11 protein-coding genes and 1 pseudogene are annotated in these 17,423 nt (G+C 73.7%); 7 read left to right on the top strand and 5 right to left on the bottom strand.

What is annotated here, in order from left to right:
• Nucleotides 1-5 precede the first annotated feature (5 nt).
• A complete protein-coding gene (gene asnB / locus ABZ495_RS10255) occupies nt 6-1,883 on the top strand; it encodes an asparagine synthase (glutamine-hydrolyzing) (RefSeq protein ID WP_359835235.1) in 1,878 nt (625 codons plus the stop codon).
• Between the two features lie 308 nt (nt 1,884-2,191).
• Nucleotides 2,192-3,169 (top strand): alpha-L-glutamate ligase, encoded by a 978-nt coding sequence (locus ABZ495_RS10260; RefSeq protein ID WP_359835236.1) that lies wholly within the window; start codon nt 2,192-2,194, stop codon nt 3,167-3,169.
• A gap of 176 nt (nt 3,170-3,345) precedes the next feature.
• Here ABZ495_RS10260 and ABZ495_RS10265 read toward each other — a convergent pair whose 3' ends face one another.
• From ABZ495_RS10265 to ABZ495_RS10275, 3 genes are all read right to left on the bottom strand, one after another.
• A complete protein-coding gene (locus tag ABZ495_RS10265) occupies nt 3,346-8,400 on the bottom strand; it encodes a tetratricopeptide repeat protein (RefSeq protein WP_359835238.1) in 5,055 nt (1,684 codons plus the stop codon).
• Nucleotides 8,397-8,897, bottom strand: coding sequence for a hypothetical protein (locus ABZ495_RS10270; protein ID WP_359804538.1), 501 nt, complete (start codon nt 8,895-8,897; stop codon nt 8,397-8,399). The genes ABZ495_RS10265 and ABZ495_RS10270 overlap by 4 nt, the downstream gene beginning before the upstream one ends.
• A gap of 320 nt (nt 8,898-9,217) precedes the next feature.
• Complete coding sequence (locus tag ABZ495_RS10275) at nt 9,218-10,477, bottom strand: phospholipase D-like domain-containing protein (RefSeq protein ID WP_359835239.1); 1,260 nt, start codon at nt 10,475-10,477, stop codon at nt 9,218-9,220.
• Nucleotides 10,478-11,109: 632 nt separating this feature from the next.
• On the opposite strand from ABZ495_RS10275, the gene rho reads away from it, so the two are divergent.
• Both rho and ABZ495_RS10285 read left to right on the top strand, forming a co-directional pair.
• Complete coding sequence (rho, locus tag ABZ495_RS10280; protein WP_359835241.1) at nt 11,110-12,552, top strand: transcription termination factor Rho; 1,443 nt, start codon at nt 11,110-11,112, stop codon at nt 12,550-12,552.
• A gap of 35 nt (nt 12,553-12,587) precedes the next feature.
• A complete protein-coding gene (locus ABZ495_RS10285) occupies nt 12,588-13,118 on the top strand; it encodes a terpene synthase family protein (RefSeq protein WP_359835312.1) in 531 nt (176 codons plus the stop codon).
• Here the strand turns inward: ABZ495_RS10285 and ABZ495_RS10290 are convergent.
• The gene (locus ABZ495_RS10290; protein ID WP_359835243.1) at nt 13,043-14,392 is read right to left on the bottom strand and encodes a hypothetical protein; all 1,350 of its coding nucleotides are present in this window, start codon (nt 14,390-14,392) and stop codon (nt 13,043-13,045) included. The two genes, ABZ495_RS10285 and ABZ495_RS10290, sit on opposite strands and share 76 nt — an antisense overlap.
• A gap of 261 nt (nt 14,393-14,653) precedes the next feature.
• Here ABZ495_RS10290 and ABZ495_RS10295 point away from each other — a divergent pair, with 261 nt between their 5' ends.
• The 3 genes and pseudogenes from ABZ495_RS10295 (at nt 14,654) to ABZ495_RS10305 (ending at nt 16,323) form a co-directional block, all read left to right on the top strand.
• The gene (locus ABZ495_RS10295) at nt 14,654-15,196 is read left to right on the top strand and encodes an EF-hand domain-containing protein (RefSeq protein WP_359835245.1); all 543 of its coding nucleotides are present in this window, start codon (nt 14,654-14,656) and stop codon (nt 15,194-15,196) included.
• A gap of 87 nt (nt 15,197-15,283) precedes the next feature.
• A pseudogene (locus tag ABZ495_RS10300) lies at nt 15,284-15,433 on the top strand (LUD domain-containing protein); the annotation flags it as partial.
• 614 nt (nt 15,434-16,047) lie between these two features.
• Nucleotides 16,048-16,323 (top strand): hypothetical protein, encoded by a 276-nt coding sequence (locus tag ABZ495_RS10305; RefSeq protein WP_329485884.1) that lies wholly within the window; start codon nt 16,048-16,050, stop codon nt 16,321-16,323.
• 115 nt (nt 16,324-16,438) lie between these two features.
• On the opposite strand, the gene ABZ495_RS10310 is transcribed toward ABZ495_RS10305, so the two are convergent.
• Nucleotides 16,439-17,149, bottom strand: a complete 711-nt coding sequence (locus ABZ495_RS10310) for an ABC transporter ATP-binding protein (RefSeq protein ID WP_329485883.1) — start codon at nt 17,147-17,149, stop codon at nt 16,439-16,441.
• Nucleotides 17,150-17,423: the final 274 nt, after the last annotated feature.

Consider the following 17,423-nt stretch of genomic DNA (forward strand, 5'->3'; position numbering starts at 1 on the left):
CCGAGATGTGTGGAATAGTCGGCTGGGTGGACTTCGGTCGCGACCTGACCAGGGAGGGAGCGACCGCGCAGGCCATGACGGACACCATGGCCTGCCGGGGGCCCGACGCCGAAGGCGTCTGGACCGCCCCGCACGCGATGCTCGGCCACCGCAGGCTCGCGGTGATCGACATCGAGGGCGGCGCCCAGCCGATGACCACCCCGGAGACCGGTCCGGACGGCCGGCCGCTCGTGGTGCTGAGCTACAGCGGCGAGGTCTACAACTTCCAGGAGATCCGCGAGGAACTGGTCCTGCTCGGCCACCGCTTCCTCACCCGGAGCGACACCGAGGTGGTGCTGCGCTCGTACCTCCAGTGGGGGAGCGAGTTCGTCCACCGCTTCAACGGCATGTTCGGCCTGGCGATCTGGGACACGAGGACGCAGGAGCTGCTCCTGGTCCGCGACCGCCTCGGCGTCAAGCCGCTCTTCTACTACCCGATCGACGGCGGCGTGCTCTTCGGGTCCGAGCCCAAGGCCATCCTCGCCAACCCGCGGAGCACCGCGACGCTCGACCTGGACGGGCTGCGCGATGCCCTCGCCCTCGCCCGGGTGCCCGGCCGGACCCCGTTGAAGAACCTCTACGAGGTACGACCGGGCCACATCCTGCGGGTCGGCCGCCACGGGCTGCGCGAGGAGCGCTACTGGTCGCTGGAGACCCGCCCGCACACCGACGACCTCGACACCACCGTCGCCACCGTCCGCGAGCTCATCGAGGACGCGGTGAGCCGGCAGATGGTCTCCGACGTACCGCTCTGCGCGCTGCTCTCCGGCGGCCTCGACTCCAGCGCCCTCACCGCGCTGGCCCAGCGCTCGCTCGACGCCAAGGACGGCAGCCGGGTCCGCACCTTCTCCGTCGACTTCGTCGGACTGGCCGGGGAGTTCAAGCCCGAGCAGTTCCGGGACGCGCCGGACGCCCCGTTCGCCGCCGAACTCGTCCGCCACGTCGGCACCGAGCACCGCGAGATCCTCCTCGACACCGCCCAGCTCGTCGACCCCGGCGTCCGCGACACCGTGCTGCGGGCCTGGGACCTGCCCTACGGCATCGGCGACCACGACCCCTCGCTCTACCTGCTGTTCAAGGCGGTCCGCGAGAGCTCGACCGTCGCCCTCTCCGGCGAGTCGGCCGACGAGGTCTTCGGCGGGTACCTCTGGTTCCACGACCCGGTGGCCTCGCAGGCCGACACCTTCCCGTGGCACGCCATCAACCGGGTCCCGGTGAGCGAGCAGGCGACCAGCTTCCTCGACCCCGGCCTGGTCAAGTCCCTCAACCTGGCCGAGTACGTCGCCGACGAGTACCGCACCGCCGTCGGCCAGGTCACCCACCTGCCCGGGGACAGCGACCTCGAACGCCGGATGCGCCTCGCCAGCCACCTCAACATCACCCGCTTCCTCCAGATGATGCTCGACCGCAAGGACCGGATGAGCATGGCGACCGGCCTGGAGGTCCGGGTGCCGTTCTGCGACCACCGGCTCGTCGAGTACGTCTACAACACGCCGTGGGCGTTCAAGACCTTCGACGGGCGGGAGAAGAGCCTGCTGCGCCACGCCACCAAGGACCTGCTGCCGCGGTCGATCGCACAGCGCCGAAAGGCCCCCTACCCCTCGACCCAGGACCTCGGCTACGACCGGGCCATCAACCGCGAACTCGCCCGGATCGCCGGCGACCGGGACGCCCCGGCGCGGCCGCTACTGAACCTCGACGCCGTCCGGTCCCACCTCGCCGCGCCGGTCGAGAACGCCTACTCCATGATGCAGCGATCGGTGTACACCGAGCCCCCGGTCCGGCTGGACGCCTGGCTCAGGCTCCACGACGTCCGGCTCGACGACGGCCTCCTGACCGCGTGACCGCGTGACCGCGTGACCGCGTGACGCGTGACCGTCTGACCGCCCGACTGCCCGACCGTCCGGCACCGGTACCCGGCCAGGGCGCCGGCGGGACCATCGGCGACCGTCGAGTCGTCCGTGAGAGCGGGTACTCGGGACACCGGGTACCCGCTCTCCCCGGTCTCTGGGCGGGTCGCGGTCGCCGGCGGTCCGCGAACGACGAACGCCTCGGGCAGAAGGCCCGGACAGGGATGCCACCAGGAACTGATCACCGCCCAATTCGTGTTCTCTCACTCGGAATTGGCGCCGCGATGGTGTTGACTGAGACGATGATGCCGTTGCTGTTGGTGACCGACCACGGGTCCGAGGAGGGCAGCCGCGAGATCCTCGCCGACGCCATCGCCCGGGTGACGGGCCAGGGTCCGGTGCGGCTGGACGCACGGCTCCTGTACGACGACGGGCCCGTGACGGCAGGCCTTGAGCGGGCCGGAGGCCTCCTCACGGTCCGCCGGCCGGGCCGCGCCCCGGTGGCCGTCGAACCGGTGGTCGTGGTCTTCGAGATACCTCCCCACCGCAGACGCCACCTCGAAGGATTCCAGGACCTGCTGCGCCGGTTCGGGGCGCGGACGCTCGCGGCGGATCCCGAGGCGTGGCGGGTCGCGACGGACAAGTCCCTGATGGTCGAGCGGTTCAGCCGGGACTCCGTCGCGCAGATGGAGACTCTGCGAATGAACGGCTCCTGGCACGACATGCTGAGCGCGTTCCACCGCCTGGGCCGGGACGTGTGGGCACGGCCCGCACTCGGCATGGGCGGAGCGGACGTCTTCCACGTCACCGGCACCGAGCAGCTGAAGGCCGCCGCTGCCTTCTACCGGAGCACCGGGCAGGGCTGGCTCATCTCCCGCGATGCGGGGAACTTCACGGCCGACGGCCGCCGCAACCAGCACCGTGTGATCGTGCTGAACGGAAAGGTCGTCCACGCCTTCGAACGCCACCAGAGTGACCCGGACCGGCCGTGCAACGTCTCCCAGGGGGCCGGCACCACCGTGTTGGGCCCCGACCGGCTTCCCCCGAGGCTCGCCGAACTCGCGGTGGCCGCCACCGCGTCCGTCGGACTGCCCTTCGCCGGCGTCGACCTCGCCGCGCAGAGCGGCGGTGTCGTCTTCGAAGTGAACGTCCACCCTGCCTTCAACCCCGACCGGCCCGTGGAGACTGTCGCCATTCCCTACGTCCGCGCCCACCTGTCGGCAGACCCGGACCTGACGTCCAACGGTGCCGGCCGACGAGGCGACCGCCGACCGGCGTGAGCCCCGCCGCGTTGCCCGGTTCCCCTGCCGCTTCTTCGGCCGCGTGCGGCTCACCAACACCGCGGGCTCCCCAACGCCGCGGCTCCCCAACGTCGCGGGCTCACCGACACCGCGGCTCCCCAACGCCGCGGCTCACCGACACCGCCGGGCCCGCACGCCGCGGCCAGCTGATCCGGTCACCCGCCGCGCAGCTTCCCCAGTCCCACCCGCATGTTGCGGATCGCCCCTTCGGCCTGGGAGCGCAGACCGCAGGCCTGGAGGAGCGCCGCGGCCTCGCGGCTGACGGTGATGCCCTCCTGCAGTTCTCCGAGGTCGACCAGGACCGCGCCGAGCATGAACAGGGCGGTGCCCTCGGTCTCGCGCGCTCCCAGGGCCCGAGCGAGATCGACCGCCCGCCGCCACACCGGGGTCGACTCGACGTAGTGACCGGCTCCCAGCAGGGCTTTGCCGAGCGAGACCTGGGCGGTGAGCTCGTTCCCGTGGTCGGCGGGGGGAGCCGCGAAGAGGGCGGCGGCCTGTCGGCAGGGGTCGACCGCCCGGGGCCACTGCTCGATCCGCAGATGCATCTCGCCCGCGTTCAGCCACGCTGTCGCGGCCGAGCGCGGGTTGCCCGAGGCCCGGTACGACGCGGCGGCCTCGGTGAAGGCTCCGGCCGCCCGCTCCTGCTGCCCGGCCTGGTGGAGCGCCGCGCCGAACTCGAACCAGGCCATCGCCCGGAGCGGGTCGCCGAGCTCCAGCGGCACCGTCGTGGCCCGGCCGGCGGCGGCGAGGCGCTCCTCGGCCCGGCCGGTCTCCCGCGACGCCATGGCCAGCAGGATCAGCGCCTTGACCTCCCCGGGCCGGTCGCCGATCGTCCGATGGACGGCCGCAGCCCGGTCCGCCACGTCGGCCACGGCGTCGAACCGCTGCGTCTCCTGGAGCGCGGAGCACTGATTGAGCAGGGCCGACCCCTCGCGCCAGAGCTCACCGAGGTCCCGCATCAGGTCGGCGCAGCGGCCGTTGACCGCCGCGGCCTCCTCGAAGCGCCGGCCGTCCGACAGCGCGGTGCCGAGACTGTAAAGCGCCGACCCCTCGCCCAGCCGGTCGCCGGCCGCCGCGTAGAGATCGACGGCACGCCGGGCACCGCTGATCGCCTCGTCGGGACGGCCCGCCCGAATCCGGCTGTTGCTCAGCCGCACGAGTGCCGCGGCCTCGCCACGTGCGTCGCGATCGGCGCGGTGGGCGGCCGCCGCCTGCTCCAGTGCGGCGGTGGCCTCGTCCGGTCGGCCGAGCCGGGTGAGTGCGTCGTGCAGCTGACCGAGCGCCAGTCCTTCGCTGCCGTGTTGGCCCAACTCCCGCAGCAGTTCGACGGCAAGGCGCCCGGCGTCGACCGCTTCGGCGAACTCCTCCGCGTCCACCAGCGCGCCGGTGAGGCCGAGCAGGGCCCCGGCCTCGCTCGACCGGTCGGCCGTCCGCCGGCTCAGCCGCACGGCCCGCTCGAAGGCGTCGACGGCCTCCGCGTTGTCGTGAAGGGCGAAGCAGGCGACGCCGAGCCCGTAGCAGGCGTCCCGCTCGTACCGGCGGTCGCCGAGCTCCGCCCACATCCGCGCGGCCTCGCGCCACGGTGCGACGGCCTCCGACGGCCGCCCCGAGCGCTCCAGGGCCCGGCCCAGGTTGTGCCAGGCCGCCGCCGGGTGGCGGGGATCGTCCGGCCTGGTCGGGCCGTTCAGCGCCGCCGCCGCCTCGCGGCACAGCGGGAGGGCTTCGTCGACCCGGCCCGCTTCCAGGAGGACGGCGCCGTACTGGGAGAGCGCCACGGCCTCCTGCTCCCGGTCGCCCGCCGCCCGGCAGCGGGCGAGCAGTCGCTCGGCGAGGGGGAGGGCCTGGTCCAGTTGCCCCGAACCGACCAGGTTGGCGCAGAGGGTGAGCGAGGCCTGCCTGGCCCGGCGGGGCTCTCCGGCGGCCTCGTAGAGCGCTACCGCACGTCGCAGCGCGGTGGTCGCCTCGGCGAGTCGCCCGCTCCGCGACAGCGCCGTCCCGAGGCTGTGCCGGGCGTCGACCTCTTCCAGGGGATCGCCGCTGTCGTCGTACTCCCGCCTGCCCGTGCGCTCGTAGAGGTCGGCGGCCCGCTCCAGGGCGACCACCGCCTCCTCGTTCCGGCCCAGTTGGAGGAGGGCCTCACCGCGGGTGTAGAAGGGGTGGCCGTGCTCCCGGCCGAGCTCCTCGTCGAGGGCGCAGGCGGCGTCGGCGGCCTCGACCGCCTCCCCGTACCGCCCGGCGCGCCGCAGGTGGTCCGCCAGGTTGCTGAGCGACACGGCCTCGAACTCCCGGAAGCCCAGCTCGCGGGAGGTCCCGAGGGCGCGCCGGCCGACGGACACGGCCTCCTCGTACCGCCGGGCCCGGGCCAGCGCCGTGCCCAGATTGAGCAGCGCGGCGGCCTCGGCGGCGCGTTCGTCCGTCCCGGCGTACAGCTCGACGGCCTGCCGGGCCGCCTCGACGCGCTCCTCGGGCGCGCCGAAGGGCAGGGCGCTCAGGTTGAGGAGCATGTGCGCCTTGTCGCCGGGTGCCCCGGACTCGCCGTACAGGGCCGCCAACCGCCGCAGCAGGCCGGTGAGTTCCCAGGGTGCCGTGCTGCCGCCGGAGCCCAGTGCCTGATAGAGGTCGGCGGCTTCGCGCAGCACCGTGACGGCCTCGTCCCGTCGGCCGAGTTCGGCCAGCCGGTCGCCGTGCACCTCCAGGGCCCGGCCCAGGCCGCGCCGGTGGATCGCGGGATCGACCTCGGCGAGTTCCCTCGCCAGGACCACGGCCTCCTCGGCCGCGGTCAGGGCAGGCCCGGAGGTCCGATCGCCGTGTTCGGTCCGGCGGGGGAGCGTCGCGCTCAGGTGGACCAGGGAGGTCACCAGATGCGGCCGGTGCACGGCCGGATTGGCCTCGGCCAGGCGCCGGAACAGGCCGACCGCCTCCTGCGCCGCCTCGACGGCCCGCTCGCGGCGTCCGGCCTCCAGCCGCACCCGCCCCAGGCTGCCCAGCGCCCGTGCCAGATCCCCGAGGTGGTCGCCCGGCCGGACCGCGGCCAGCCCGCGCAGCACGGCGACCGCCTCCTCCGCCGCCGCCACGGCCTCGTCCCGATGGCCCTGTCGCAGGCGCAGGGCGCCCAGGCCGCTGAGGGCCCGGGCCAGCTGGGCCGACTGTCGCTCGGGGTCCTCGGCCGCGAGTCGCCGGCGCAGGGCCGTCGCCTCCTCGGCGACGTCGAGGGCTTCGCGCGCCCGGCCGCAGTCGGCGAACCGTCCTCCGAGGTCCGTCAACGACCGGGCCAGGGCGGGGCGGTGGCCCGGGTCGTGCTCGGCCAGCTCGCGCAGGAGGGCGGTGGCGCCCTGGGACTGCGACAGCGCCTCGCTCCAGCGCCCGTGCCGGGCGAGGGCGTTGCCGAGTTCGGTCAGCGAGTCCGCCAGCCGGGCCCGGTGCAGGGGGTCGTTCCGGGCCTGCCACCGGTTGAGCCTGGCGGCCTCCTCCGCCGCCGCCAGGGCGGGCCCCCACTTGCCGGCGTTGGTCCGGCGCCTGCCCAGCGTCCCGTACAGCCCGGCCCGTTCGGCGGGGTCCGTGCGGCCGTCCAGGCGGTGCGCGGTCAGCCGCTCGACCACGGCCAGGGCGCCGGCGTCCAGGTCGATGTGCTCGCCCTCGGGCAGCAGCGGCTCCACGTGCTCCAGCACCGTGAGCAGCTCCGGGTCGATCGGGCGGCCGTGGGCGCCGTGGGCGCTGTCGGCGCCGATGGCGGAGAGGCCGCTCAGGGCCGCGCTGCCCGCTCGGAGCGCGAGGTCGGGCCGGTCCCGCAGCACGGGGTAGAGCACGGTGCCGCCCACATGCGGCCACCGGTCGGCCGCGGCGGCCAGGAAGGCGACGGCGCGGGGCGCGCAGAAGGCCGTGCGATCGTCGGTGAGCAGCCGTGCGGGGACAGCGGTGGCCCAGGCGTCCGTGGGAAAGCCGGTGACGGGGTGGCCCGGCAGGAGCAGGGCGAGGAAGTCCTCGGCCAGCCGGTCGGGTAACAGTGGCTCCAGCGCGGTGCCGCGGTCGGAGGGCGGGTAGCAGACGGCGTGGTCGGCCAGAGCCCGGTCGGCGGGCACGCCGGGCATGACCCGCTCCAGGACGGTCACGGCTCGCGTGCGGGGGACCGGCCCGGAGAGGATCGCCGTGAACACCGTCCGCGCCATCACCTCGTCGGGGGTGCCGTAGTCCAGGCCCCGGCCGCTGTTCTCCTGGAGCTGGCTCCAGTTCTCGCGCTCGCGGTCCAGCAGGTAGGTGGTGAGGCCGATCATGTCCGTCGGTGGCGTGCGGCCGCAGGCCGCCGCGTCCACCGCGACGAGGGCGGCCATGTGCAGGGCCAGCGTCAGCCCGAAGTCGGCGTGACGCAGGTCCCGGGGCGGCCGGATCGGGGCCGGGGCGCCGAGTTCGGGGTAGTGGCGGACGAAGCAGTCCCTGGCCGCGTCGAACATCGCGCCCCGGAGCTGTCCGTCGTCGGCGAGCGGCCGCAGCAGCTGGTCGGAGGTGTGGATGCTCTCCCGCAGCCGGTCCAGCTTGCCCCGTAGCGCGGGCCACTGGCCCGCCGACCGGCCGATGAGCAGCACCCGCGCGGGGACCGGCTGCCGGAGCATCATGTTGTGGAACAGCCAGCTCAGGTCGGACAGCGGCCACCGGTCGGCGTAGTCGACCAGCACCAGCACCCCGGCGCTCCCGTCGAGACGCAGATCCTGGCTGCCGTCGGCCGGCGGATGGGTGTCCGTCCCGTGGACGGCCTCCGCGACCACCCAGCCCGCCCGCTCGGACTCCTCGGCCAGCCGCCCGGCCAGCCGGGTCTTGCCCTGGCCGCCTTCCCCGTGCAGCCACCGCACCGCGAACCTCGGTTCGGCGTCACGCCAGGCCAGCAGCTCCGCCAGCTCGGTGTCGCGGCCGGTGAAGTCGACGACCTCGGCCCGCGCGTCCAGCAGTCGGCTGGGCTGCGACCTGAGCCAGGCCGGGTCGGGACCGGCCGGGCGCCGGTGGCGCAGCAGCAGGTAGACCGGCGTACCGTCACCGAACACGTGGATGTCGGCGCCGACGGCACCGTAGGCGAAGCCGCCCTCGGCACGGACGTGTTGGACGTGCCGGGCCCCCTGGACCCGCTGGGCGGGCAGGGCCTGTGGGGCCGGCCCGGGCGGTGTGGCATGTTGTCGGTCGGGCGGGGTCCCGTCGGCGCGTCCCGTACGGGCGTCGCTCACGCCTCGGCCTGCCCGCCGTCCGCGGCAGCGCCGTCCGGGGGTGGCACCTCACGGGCGTGGGCGCCCTGGTAGTGGATGACGTTCCCGCCCTGCGCGCCGTAGACCGTGGCGTTGTCGCGGGCCACGATCGTCTGCACCCAGCCCCGGCGCTCCTCGGGCAGCGCCTCGCGGAGCGCGGCGAGCAGGTCGCGCAACTCGGGCTCGACCTCGGGGCAGTCCCTGAGCAGACGGGCGAGCCTGCGCCGCCAGACGGGCGCGATGTCCTGGCGGACCTCGTCCTGCTCCTCCGGGGCCGCGTCACGGACGAGCTCCTGGTCGGAGTCCAACTGTGTCTCCGCGCCCGCCTCGTGGTTCGGGCCCAGCCGTCCGAACATCGCGGCGATCCTCGCGCGGGCCACACCGAACGCACCCGTGGCCAGGGCACCGGCGAGAACGATGGCGCCCTCCTCGGCAAGACCTCCGAGTCCGTCGACCGTGGTCGGCAGATTGGTCATCATTGCCCCCTCCGTTGACTTCCGGTGCCGACAGCGTACAAGTGACGGCTTATCAGCGGCGGGCGGTGGAGGCGGAACGAGCGGGGTGAGCGCGGTCACAGGGGTCCTGGCATCACCCTGGCCGAAGCCGTCCGTGCGTGGGCTGTCCCACCTCGGCGGAGCTCTTCGCCGAGCACCGAGGTTCGCGGTCGACCCACCGTCGGAGATTCCGGTCGGCTGCCTTCGCGGTGCGGCCGGGGGTCTGCCGACCGCTCAGCAGACCCGGCCGCACCGGTCGGCTCGGCCGCTCCTGGCTGCCCGCGGCCGGCCGGTGCGGCGGCAGGTCACCAGGCGGTGCAGGCTCCGCTCGTCCTGATCGCCTCGAAGTTCGCCTTGAAGGCGTCGTGGACGGCCGGGTCGTCGATCTTCAGCAGGGTCTCGTCGTGGGACCGCAGGTTCGGGTAGGTGTAGTTGTGGCTCCCGGTGAACACCAGCTTGCGGTTGGCGGCGCCCAGGTAGGTGCCCTCGATCAGCAGGTACTTGGAGTGGATGCCGATCGACCGGGTGGTGCCGTCGCCGTTCGGCGCGGTGCCCCAGCAGCGGGCGGCCAGGTCGAGCTTGCCGGCCAGCGCGTTCTTCACGGTGGTGCCGAGGTTGCCGCTCTCCCCGTTGTGCAGCAGCTCCACCTGGCAGCCGGCCTTCTTCAGTTCGACCAGCTTGTCGGCGACCTGGACCCGGGTGAAGGCGTACATGGCGATCCGGATCCGGGTGGCGCCGCCCGCGCAGTCCGTGTTGCCGAGCAGGGAGACGACGGTGTCGGTGGACGCGTCGTCGTTGTAGGCCGTCCCCGCGCTCTCCTGGCGGGGGAAGAAGTACGTCTTGTACGGGCCGGCCTGCTGGCTCAGGTAGTTCGTCGCCAGGCCGTTGCCGGAGGAGCCGTACGTCACGAGGTCCTGCCAGTACGTCCGGTAGGCGGCGTAGAGGCCGGAGCCGGCGTCGGGGATGGTGACGGCGTTGTTGAAGAGGTTCTTGCGCTGGCTGGTGGTGAGGTTCGCAGAGGTCTGGAACACCACGTTCTCGGTGCTGCCGACCTTGGAGAACAGGAAGAACTTGTTGTGGTTGATCGCGCCGTCGTCGTCGTCGTTCAGCGCCCGGTTGCCGATGCAGCCGCGGGTGTCCGGACAGGCCAGCACCCAGGAGTCGGCGTTCTGGTCGGTGCCCAGGCCGGTCGGCGCGGCGAGCGTCGCGTACTCGGACCCGGTGGCCTTGGGCGGGTTGCTGCCGGGCTCGTAGGCCGGCACGGCGTCCCCGTCCACGACGAGCCTGACCTTCACGCCGCGCTGCTTGGCCGCGATCAGCGCGGCGCTGACACCGCCGTCGGTGAACAGGTACATCGAGCCGTTGATCTCGGCTCCGGCCGGCGTGCGCTTGATCAGGGAGATCAGCTGGTTGCGGATGGCGTCCTGGGAGGCGGCCGGCCCCGCCGGGTTGTTGAACGTGGTGGTGAGCGCCACCGGCGTGTCCTCGGCCGCTGCCATCGGCACCCCGAGCAGCGACGCGCCCACGACCAGCGCCGCCAGCCCCGCCGTCGTACGGACCTTCATCTGTATCCCCCTCTGTCGACACATCGATACAGGAGGTCACTGTACCGCCCATGATCATTAAGAGTGATCATGGGCCGGTCAACAGAGGGGCGAGGGGTGGGTGGTACGCCGGCACGCCCAGCTCACCGCATCCGTCCGCGCAGGGGCGGGGGGCAGCTGGCACCCCGGGCAGGGGCGGGCGGCAGCGGGTACCCCGGTGCCGGCGCCGTGGCCGGGTGGCACGGAAATGCCGCGTCACGCCGAGGCCCCGAGGTGCTACCCTGCCTATGGCGATGCTGGAAGCCCACCCTCAGGGTGCGGGAACCAGGCGCCACTGCACACCGGAGTCCCCGCCGTAGCGGCCCGGATCCCGTCATACCAACCGCTTCTTCCGGCGGTCTCCTGCCCGACGCATCGCCGGTACCCGACCGGTGCCCGCCCGGCAGGCAGCCAACTTTCCCTGCCCGGCCCCTTCGTGTACCCGGCCCCTTCGTGGCCGCGCCGGGGCCGCTTGTCCCGCCCGAGCACCGCCGCAGCCCGCTCCGGGCGCCCCGCCGGGCCGAACAGCTCGTCGCCGGTTCCTGCCGCCCCACCGGGGCCGCCCGGCGCCCCTCACCCTTCGCCATCATCCGACAGCACAGGAGTACCTTCTCGTGACCACCACCACCGAACCGTCGACCCCCGCGCCGCTGGACGGCCTGCTGAAGACCGACCTCCACCAACTCGCCTCCGCCCTGGGCGTTCCGGGCGCCGCTCGGCTGCGCAAGGACGAACTCGTCGAGGCGATCATCGCCAAGCGCTCTCCCGGCCGGCCACCGGTGCCGGCGTCCGGTTCCCGGCCCGCGGTTACGGAACGCCCGGGCAGCCGGCCCGCGCAGCCGGCCGCCGCCGCGGACAGCGACCTCGTACCGGTCGCCGGCGTGCTGGACATCCGCGAGGGGAAAGCCGTCCTGCGCACCTCCGGCTACCTCCCCGGGCCCACCGACGTGCACCTGCCCGCCAACCAGGTCCGCGCACTCGGCCTGCGGACCGGCGACGTGCTGACCGGCGCGACCGCCCCGCGCGCGACCGCCCCGCGCACGCCCGCCCCGCGCACGCCCGCCCCGCGCACGCCCGCCCCGCGCACGTCCGCCCCACGCGGGGGCGGCACCGTCCGCCCGGCATCGACCCGCATCGACACCGTCAACGGCCGCGCCGTCGACGGGGCCCGGCACCGGCCCGCGTTCCACGAACTGACGCCGCTGTACCCGCAGGAGCAGCTGCGCCTGGAGACCGGTCCGCGGGAGCTGATCGGCCGGGCCGTCGACCTGGTGGCCCCGATCGGCAAGGGCCAGCGCGGTCTGATCGTGGCACCTCCGAAGGCGGGCAAGACGATGGTCGTGCAGTCGATCGCGGCGGCGATCGCCCGGAACCACCCCGAGGCGCACCTGATGGTCGTCCTGGTCGACGAGCGTCCGGAGGAGGTCACCGACATGCGGCGCTCGGTCCGGGGCGAGGTCATCGCCTCGACCTTCGACCGGCCCGCCCGCGAGCACATCGCGCTCGCCGAACTCGCCGTCGAGCGCGCCAAGCGGCTGGTCGAACTCGGCCACGACGTCGTCGTGCTGCTCGACTCCCTCACCCGCCTCGCCCGCGCCCACAACTCCGCCGCCCCCGCCAACGGCCGCACCCTCACCGGCGGCATCGACGCCGCGGCCCTCCAGCTCCCGAAGAAGCTCTTCGGCGCGGCCCGCAACACCGAGAACGGCGGCTCGCTCACCATCCTGGCCACCGCCCTGGTCGAGACCGGCTCCCGGATGGACGACCTGATCTTCGAGGAGTTCAAGAGCACCGGGAACATGGAACTCCGACTCGACCGCCGTCTCGCCGACAAGCGCGTCTTCCCGGCAGTCGACGTCAAGGCCTCCGGCACCCGTCACGAGGAGCTCCTCCTCGGCCCCGCCCGCACGCCCGCGGCGTGGACCCTGCGCCGGGCGCTGAGCGCTCTCGACGTCCAGCAGGCCGCCGAGCTGCTCCTGGACCGGCTGAAGCGGACCGGCGGCAACGACGAACTCCTGCGCCAGGTGGCGATCGGCTCCCCGGCCCGCACGGTCTGAACCGAAGACACCCGCGGACTGCTGACGGCCTACCGCTGTCGAACACCCTCCACGGCCGCGTCCCCGACCCGGTGGAGTACCTCCGGACGCGCCGCCGACCCGCCGGGACCTCGCTTTCCACGATCCTGCCCCGCTACGCCCACGGGCGGGACCTCCCGGCGGAACTTCCCGGCCATGCCACCGTGCAGGCACTCATCGACGCCTTCGCGGACAACCTGGACCTGCGCGCGACCTCCACTCCCACCGCCAGGAGAGCGAGGTCGAACGCGACGGCAACACCCCGGACGCCCCCCGGGCGCTGTCGGCCTGCGCGGACGACTCGACGGACCGGCTGGCGGGTGATCACGCCAGGTACCCGCAGACCCGCCGGTACGCCGTCGGCGCGTGACTCCGCGCCGCCTGGCGGGCCCCGACCGACGGCCGGCCACGCCGGTCCCGGCGGTCGGCGTCGGCGCCGTGTCCTTCGTGGAGTCCACCGGCCTGAAGCCGGTCAGAGCGCCACGCCGTGGTGCTGGGCGACGCCGAGGAGGGCGGACGTCACCATCCCTGCGAGCGCCATGACGTAGGGCACGAACTCGCGGGCGTCCGCGTGGTCGGCGAGGCGGAATCTCAGGTCGTTCTCGTGCCAGGGGCTGTAGTGCCTGGCCTCGTCGTCGAGGAACGACCGGGCGAACTGAGCCGGGGTCCGGCGGTACCACACCGAGCGCGTGAAGGTGCTGTAGACGGTCTCCTTCGTCACCTCGGCGAAGCCGACCGGATCGCGCCGCGACCGGTCGAGCGTCAGGGTCAGCGTGTCGTAGGGGAGGACCCTGCCGTCGTAGTTCCAGAGTCTCCAGCCGCGATTGGCGGGCTCCGAGGGGACGACCGGCAGCTCGACGCCCGGCCGGGTGAGGCGCGGCGGCCGGTCGAGGGCGAGGTGCCAGCCGGACACGGACTGCCGGCTGCCCACGGTGAAGACCCGCATGCCGGGTCGGCCGGCCGTGTCGAGGGCTGCGCCCAGCCGTTCGGCCGTGGACGTGATCTCCTGCTCCGCCGCCTCCCGGGCCCGGGTGTTCACCGTCGCGCTCAGCACGTCCCGCCACCATGCGGGGAACTGCCCGGGGCCGACGATCTCCTCCACCGAGCGGCGGGCCTCCCGCTCCCACTCCACGCGGGTGCACCCGTGTCCGGCCAGTACGACGAGGAGCTTCGCCACCTCGCGCGCGGTCAGCGGCGCTTGCCCGGGCCGGCCGGCGTCCTGGGGAAGGACGAGGAGGGTCTGCTCCTCGTAGCGCCAGGTCCACGTCCGGAGGTCTGCCGCCCGGGCGAGGTCGGTCCACCGCTGCTTCCACTGCCGCAGGGCGGCGATGTGGGCCAGCCGTGCGGCCTCCGCGCGGTCCCGCTCGCGAGCGCGGACCGCTCGTTCCTCCTCCCGCGCCACCGTGACGCGTGCCTCGACCTCCTGACGCACCGGACGGTAGGCCAGGGTGGCGGCCGCCAGGTGGGCGGTGTACACCTCCTCGGCGCGGCCCAGGCGCACCGCCCCGCGCCGACGGGCTCCCGGAACCCTCTTGAGCGCGCCCCGGCGGGAAACCTCCGCCCAGACCTCCCTGAGCCGGGCGGAGGCCGAATCGACCGCGCGGACGTAGGCGGCGAGCGCGTCCTGCCAGCGGCGCACCTCGTCGTCCGTCACCGTCAGGCGCACCCGGTCGGTGGTGCGCCCCCCGACGGCCTCCCACGGGGGCGCACCCGGGCGGCCGGGCAGCGGCTCGCCCTCGACGCCGTAGGCGACGACCTCGGTCGCCACCCGTTCGCTCCCGCGCCAGGTGTACCGCAGGACGGACCGCCGTTGCTCCGACACAGTCTGCTCCTTCCCCGCCCGGCCGAGCGCCGTCCCCGGCACGTACCCCGGCCTGAGGGTCGCTCAACTCCCTGGACGGGGCGGCTTCTAGCACAGGTGGCGGTGGATCTGCCGGGATTCTCCGGTTCTTCGCCGAAGTCCGGCGGGTGCCCGCTTCGGCCGCTTATCGTCACCATCCTGTCACCACGCGTGGTGGCGGCAGCGGTTCGGTACGGCAGTGGTTTCGGTACGGCAGCGGTTCGGCACAGGGGAGGCCCGTCGATGGCCAGCGAGTTCCAGCAGCGCAAGCTCCGCAACGTCTTCGCCGCGTTCGACACGGACGGGGACGGCTGCTTGCGGCAGAGCGACTTCGGGGCCCTGGCGGAACGGTGGAGCCGACTGCCGGCCGTCCAGCGGGACGCGGGGCTGCGGGCCAGGGTCGAGGCGCTCATGACGGGCTGGTGGGACCACCTGCGCACGGTCGCCGACACCGACCACGACGGCACGGTCGGCATGGACGAGTTCCTGGCGCTCGTCGACCGGCTCCCCGCCCTGCGCGAGGTCGTCACGGCGACCGCCGACACCGTTTTCGACGCCGTGGACGAGAACGGGGACGGCCGCATCTCGCGCGCCGAGCACCGCAGTCTGGTCGACATCTGGCACGGCCGGAGCGTGGCGACCGACGACGTCTTCGAGCTGCTCGACCTGGACGGTGACGGGTACCTCAGCCGGGCCGAATTCGCGCTCCTGTGGGCGCAGTTCTGGATCAGCGCCGACCCGGCGGAGCCCGGCAACGTGATGTGCGGCCGCATCCCAAAGCGGTGATGCCGCCGCCGAGCGGGCGGGCGGGCGTCACCCGCGGGGCCCGTCCGGGAGGACGGCGACGGCGAGCGGGAGGCGGCCGACCGTGCCGACCAGATCGTTCCCGACGTCCCCGACGCGATGGGTCTGCTCGACCCGGTGCGGCCGACCGCCTGGATCAGCGGCCCCTCCGCGACCAGCGGCATCGAACTCGACCGCGCCGAAGGCGTCCATGGCCCGCGCACCCTGCACGTCGTCGTGGGCCGAACGGCTGAACACGCTGTCCCAGCCGGCCAGCCGGCCAGCCGGCCAGCCGGTGGCTGGCCGGCCGCGAGCACGGACGAACTGCGCGGGGGTACGGCGCAGGAGGCCGTCGACCTGGCCGCCAAGTGCGGCAGGTACAGCCCCGCCCTGTGGAACGGCACGGTGAACACCCTGTTCGCGGCGGCCGCCGTGAAGGTCGTCGGCGGGGGAGACGCGGCGCAGATCCTCGCCGACGCGGCCAGGCAGGCCCAGGCCGAGATCGACCGGCAGCGCGCCTGAGGAATGCCCGGTCCGCCGCCGTCCGGCGCCCCGCGCTCCCGTCCGGGGAAAGCGTTCTCCCGGGGCAGGGGTGATTCCCGGCGACGGACCGGGTGTTCCGCGGTGAGGCCCTGGTGGCGGGGGGATTTCGGCCGCTCGGCGGTGCGGTCCGGGAATTGCGAGCCGCCGTACTTCGGAATGCGCTCCGCCTTGTCCGGGCCCGCGGGAATTCCGGTGCGGGGCGGATTCCGGCGGGTCCGGCTCCGGATTCGGGTATTCGCTCCGGCGGGGATTCCGGGCGCCGCCCCGGCGGTCGGGATGCGGCCGGTGCGGGGCGGGGGCAGGGTCGAGGTATGAGCGGAGTGATCGTACTGGTCGAGCTGGAGCCGTCCACGGAGGTGCTGGACGCGGGAGAGGTCGACGTGGGCGCCCGGATCCGCTGGGTGCACGCGGCCCCGGCCGACCCGGAGGTGCCGGAGGACCCGGGGCCGGTCACGTTCTGCGGGATCGGCACGGGCGACCTGGAGCGCGAGAACTACCGGCCGTCCGGGCCGGGGCAGCCCTGGTACCCGCCGTCCCAGCGGACCCGTCGGTGCCGCGCCTGCGAGTCCGCGCTCAGGGTGCTCTGAGTTCAGGGTGCTCTGACGTTCAGGACGCTCTGAGCTGGTGGACCGGGGCCGGCCGGGCAGCGGGCCGTGCCTCTCCGGGCACGGTCCGCTGCCCCGAAAGGGCCGACCCGCCGGGTCAGGGGGTGGGTTCGGTGATCCGGCCGTCATGGAGTTCGATCACGTGGTCGGCGAGTTCCATGAGGGTGGGGTCGTGGGTGGCGACGAGGGCGGTGACGCCTTCGCTGCGCACGACGGCGCGCAGCAGTTCCATGATGGCGCGGCCGGTCTCGGAGTCGAGTTGGCCGGTGGGTTCGTCGGCGATGATGAGGTCGGGCTGGTTGGCCAGGGCCCGGGCGATGGCGACGCGTTGCTGCTGTCCGCCGGAGAGTTCGGCGGGGCGCTGGTTGGCGTGGTCGCTCAGGCCGACGAGGGCGAGGAGGGTGCGGGCGCGCTCCTCGCGCTGGGGGGTCGGGACGTTGCGCAGGCGCATCGGGATCCCGACGTTCTCGCTCGCGGTGAGGACGGGGATGAGGCCGAAGGACTGGAACACGAAGCCGATGCGGTCGCGGCGCAGCGCGAGCCGCTGGTTCTCGTCGAGGCCGGCGAGGTCGGTGCCGTCGAGGGTGATGGTGCCGCCGGTGGGGGTGTCGAGGCCGCCGACCAGGTTCAGGAGGGTGGTCTTCCCGGAGCCGGAGCGGCCCTTGAGGGCGGTGAGTTCGCCGCGCCGTGCGGTGAAGGAGACGCCGCGCAGGGCGTGGACGGTGCGGTCGCCGGTGCCGAAGCTGTGGGTGAGGTCGGTGACGGTGACCATGTCGGTGGTGACGGTGGCGGCCGGTTGCTGCGTCATTGGGCGTCCCCCTGGGTGTTCCTCGACTGAAGTGAAGTACTGATGACGGGCGTTCAAGCTGAGGTGTGCATGGCATTTTGATCGAACGTTGAACCGCGTGCCACGGCCGGCCCGTTGTTGCTGTCCCGCCGGGTGGGGGTCCGATGTACTGCCAACGCGGAGAATTTGCTCACTAGTTACATGATTCGCGCAAGTCCCTTCCGTTTGGAGAGCGAATCTGACAGCATCGTCCGCTATCCGGTGATCAAGCGCCGGTGATCACCGTAGCGGTGCG

It is taken from the genome of Kitasatospora sp. NPDC005748, from assembly GCF_040630735.1.
In the GTDB taxonomy this organism is placed as follows: domain Bacteria; phylum Actinomycetota; class Actinomycetes; order Streptomycetales; family Streptomycetaceae; genus Kitasatospora.

Excerpts from the sequence above, each read along its gene's own strand:
- asnB (WP_359835235.1), top strand. The coding sequence starts at position 6 with ATGTGTGGAATAGTCGGCTGGGTGGACTTCGGTCGCGACCTGACCAGG.
- ABZ495_RS10260 (WP_359835236.1), top strand. The coding sequence starts at position 2,192 with ATGATGCCGTTGCTGTTGGTGACCGACCACGGGTCCGAGGAGGGCAGC.
- ABZ495_RS10270 (WP_359804538.1), bottom strand. The coding sequence starts at position 8,897 with ATGATGACCAATCTGCCGACCACGGTCGACGGACTCGGAGGTCTTGCC.
- ABZ495_RS10275 (WP_359835239.1), bottom strand. The coding sequence starts at position 10,477 with ATGAAGGTCCGTACGACGGCGGGGCTGGCGGCGCTGGTCGTGGGCGCG.
- ABZ495_RS10295 (WP_359835245.1), top strand. The coding sequence starts at position 14,654 with ATGGCCAGCGAGTTCCAGCAGCGCAAGCTCCGCAACGTCTTCGCCGCG.
- ABZ495_RS10305 (WP_329485884.1), top strand. The coding sequence starts at position 16,048 with ATGAGCGGAGTGATCGTACTGGTCGAGCTGGAGCCGTCCACGGAGGTG.
- ABZ495_RS10310 (WP_329485883.1), bottom strand. The coding sequence starts at position 17,149 with ATGACGCAGCAACCGGCCGCCACCGTCACCACCGACATGGTCACCGTC.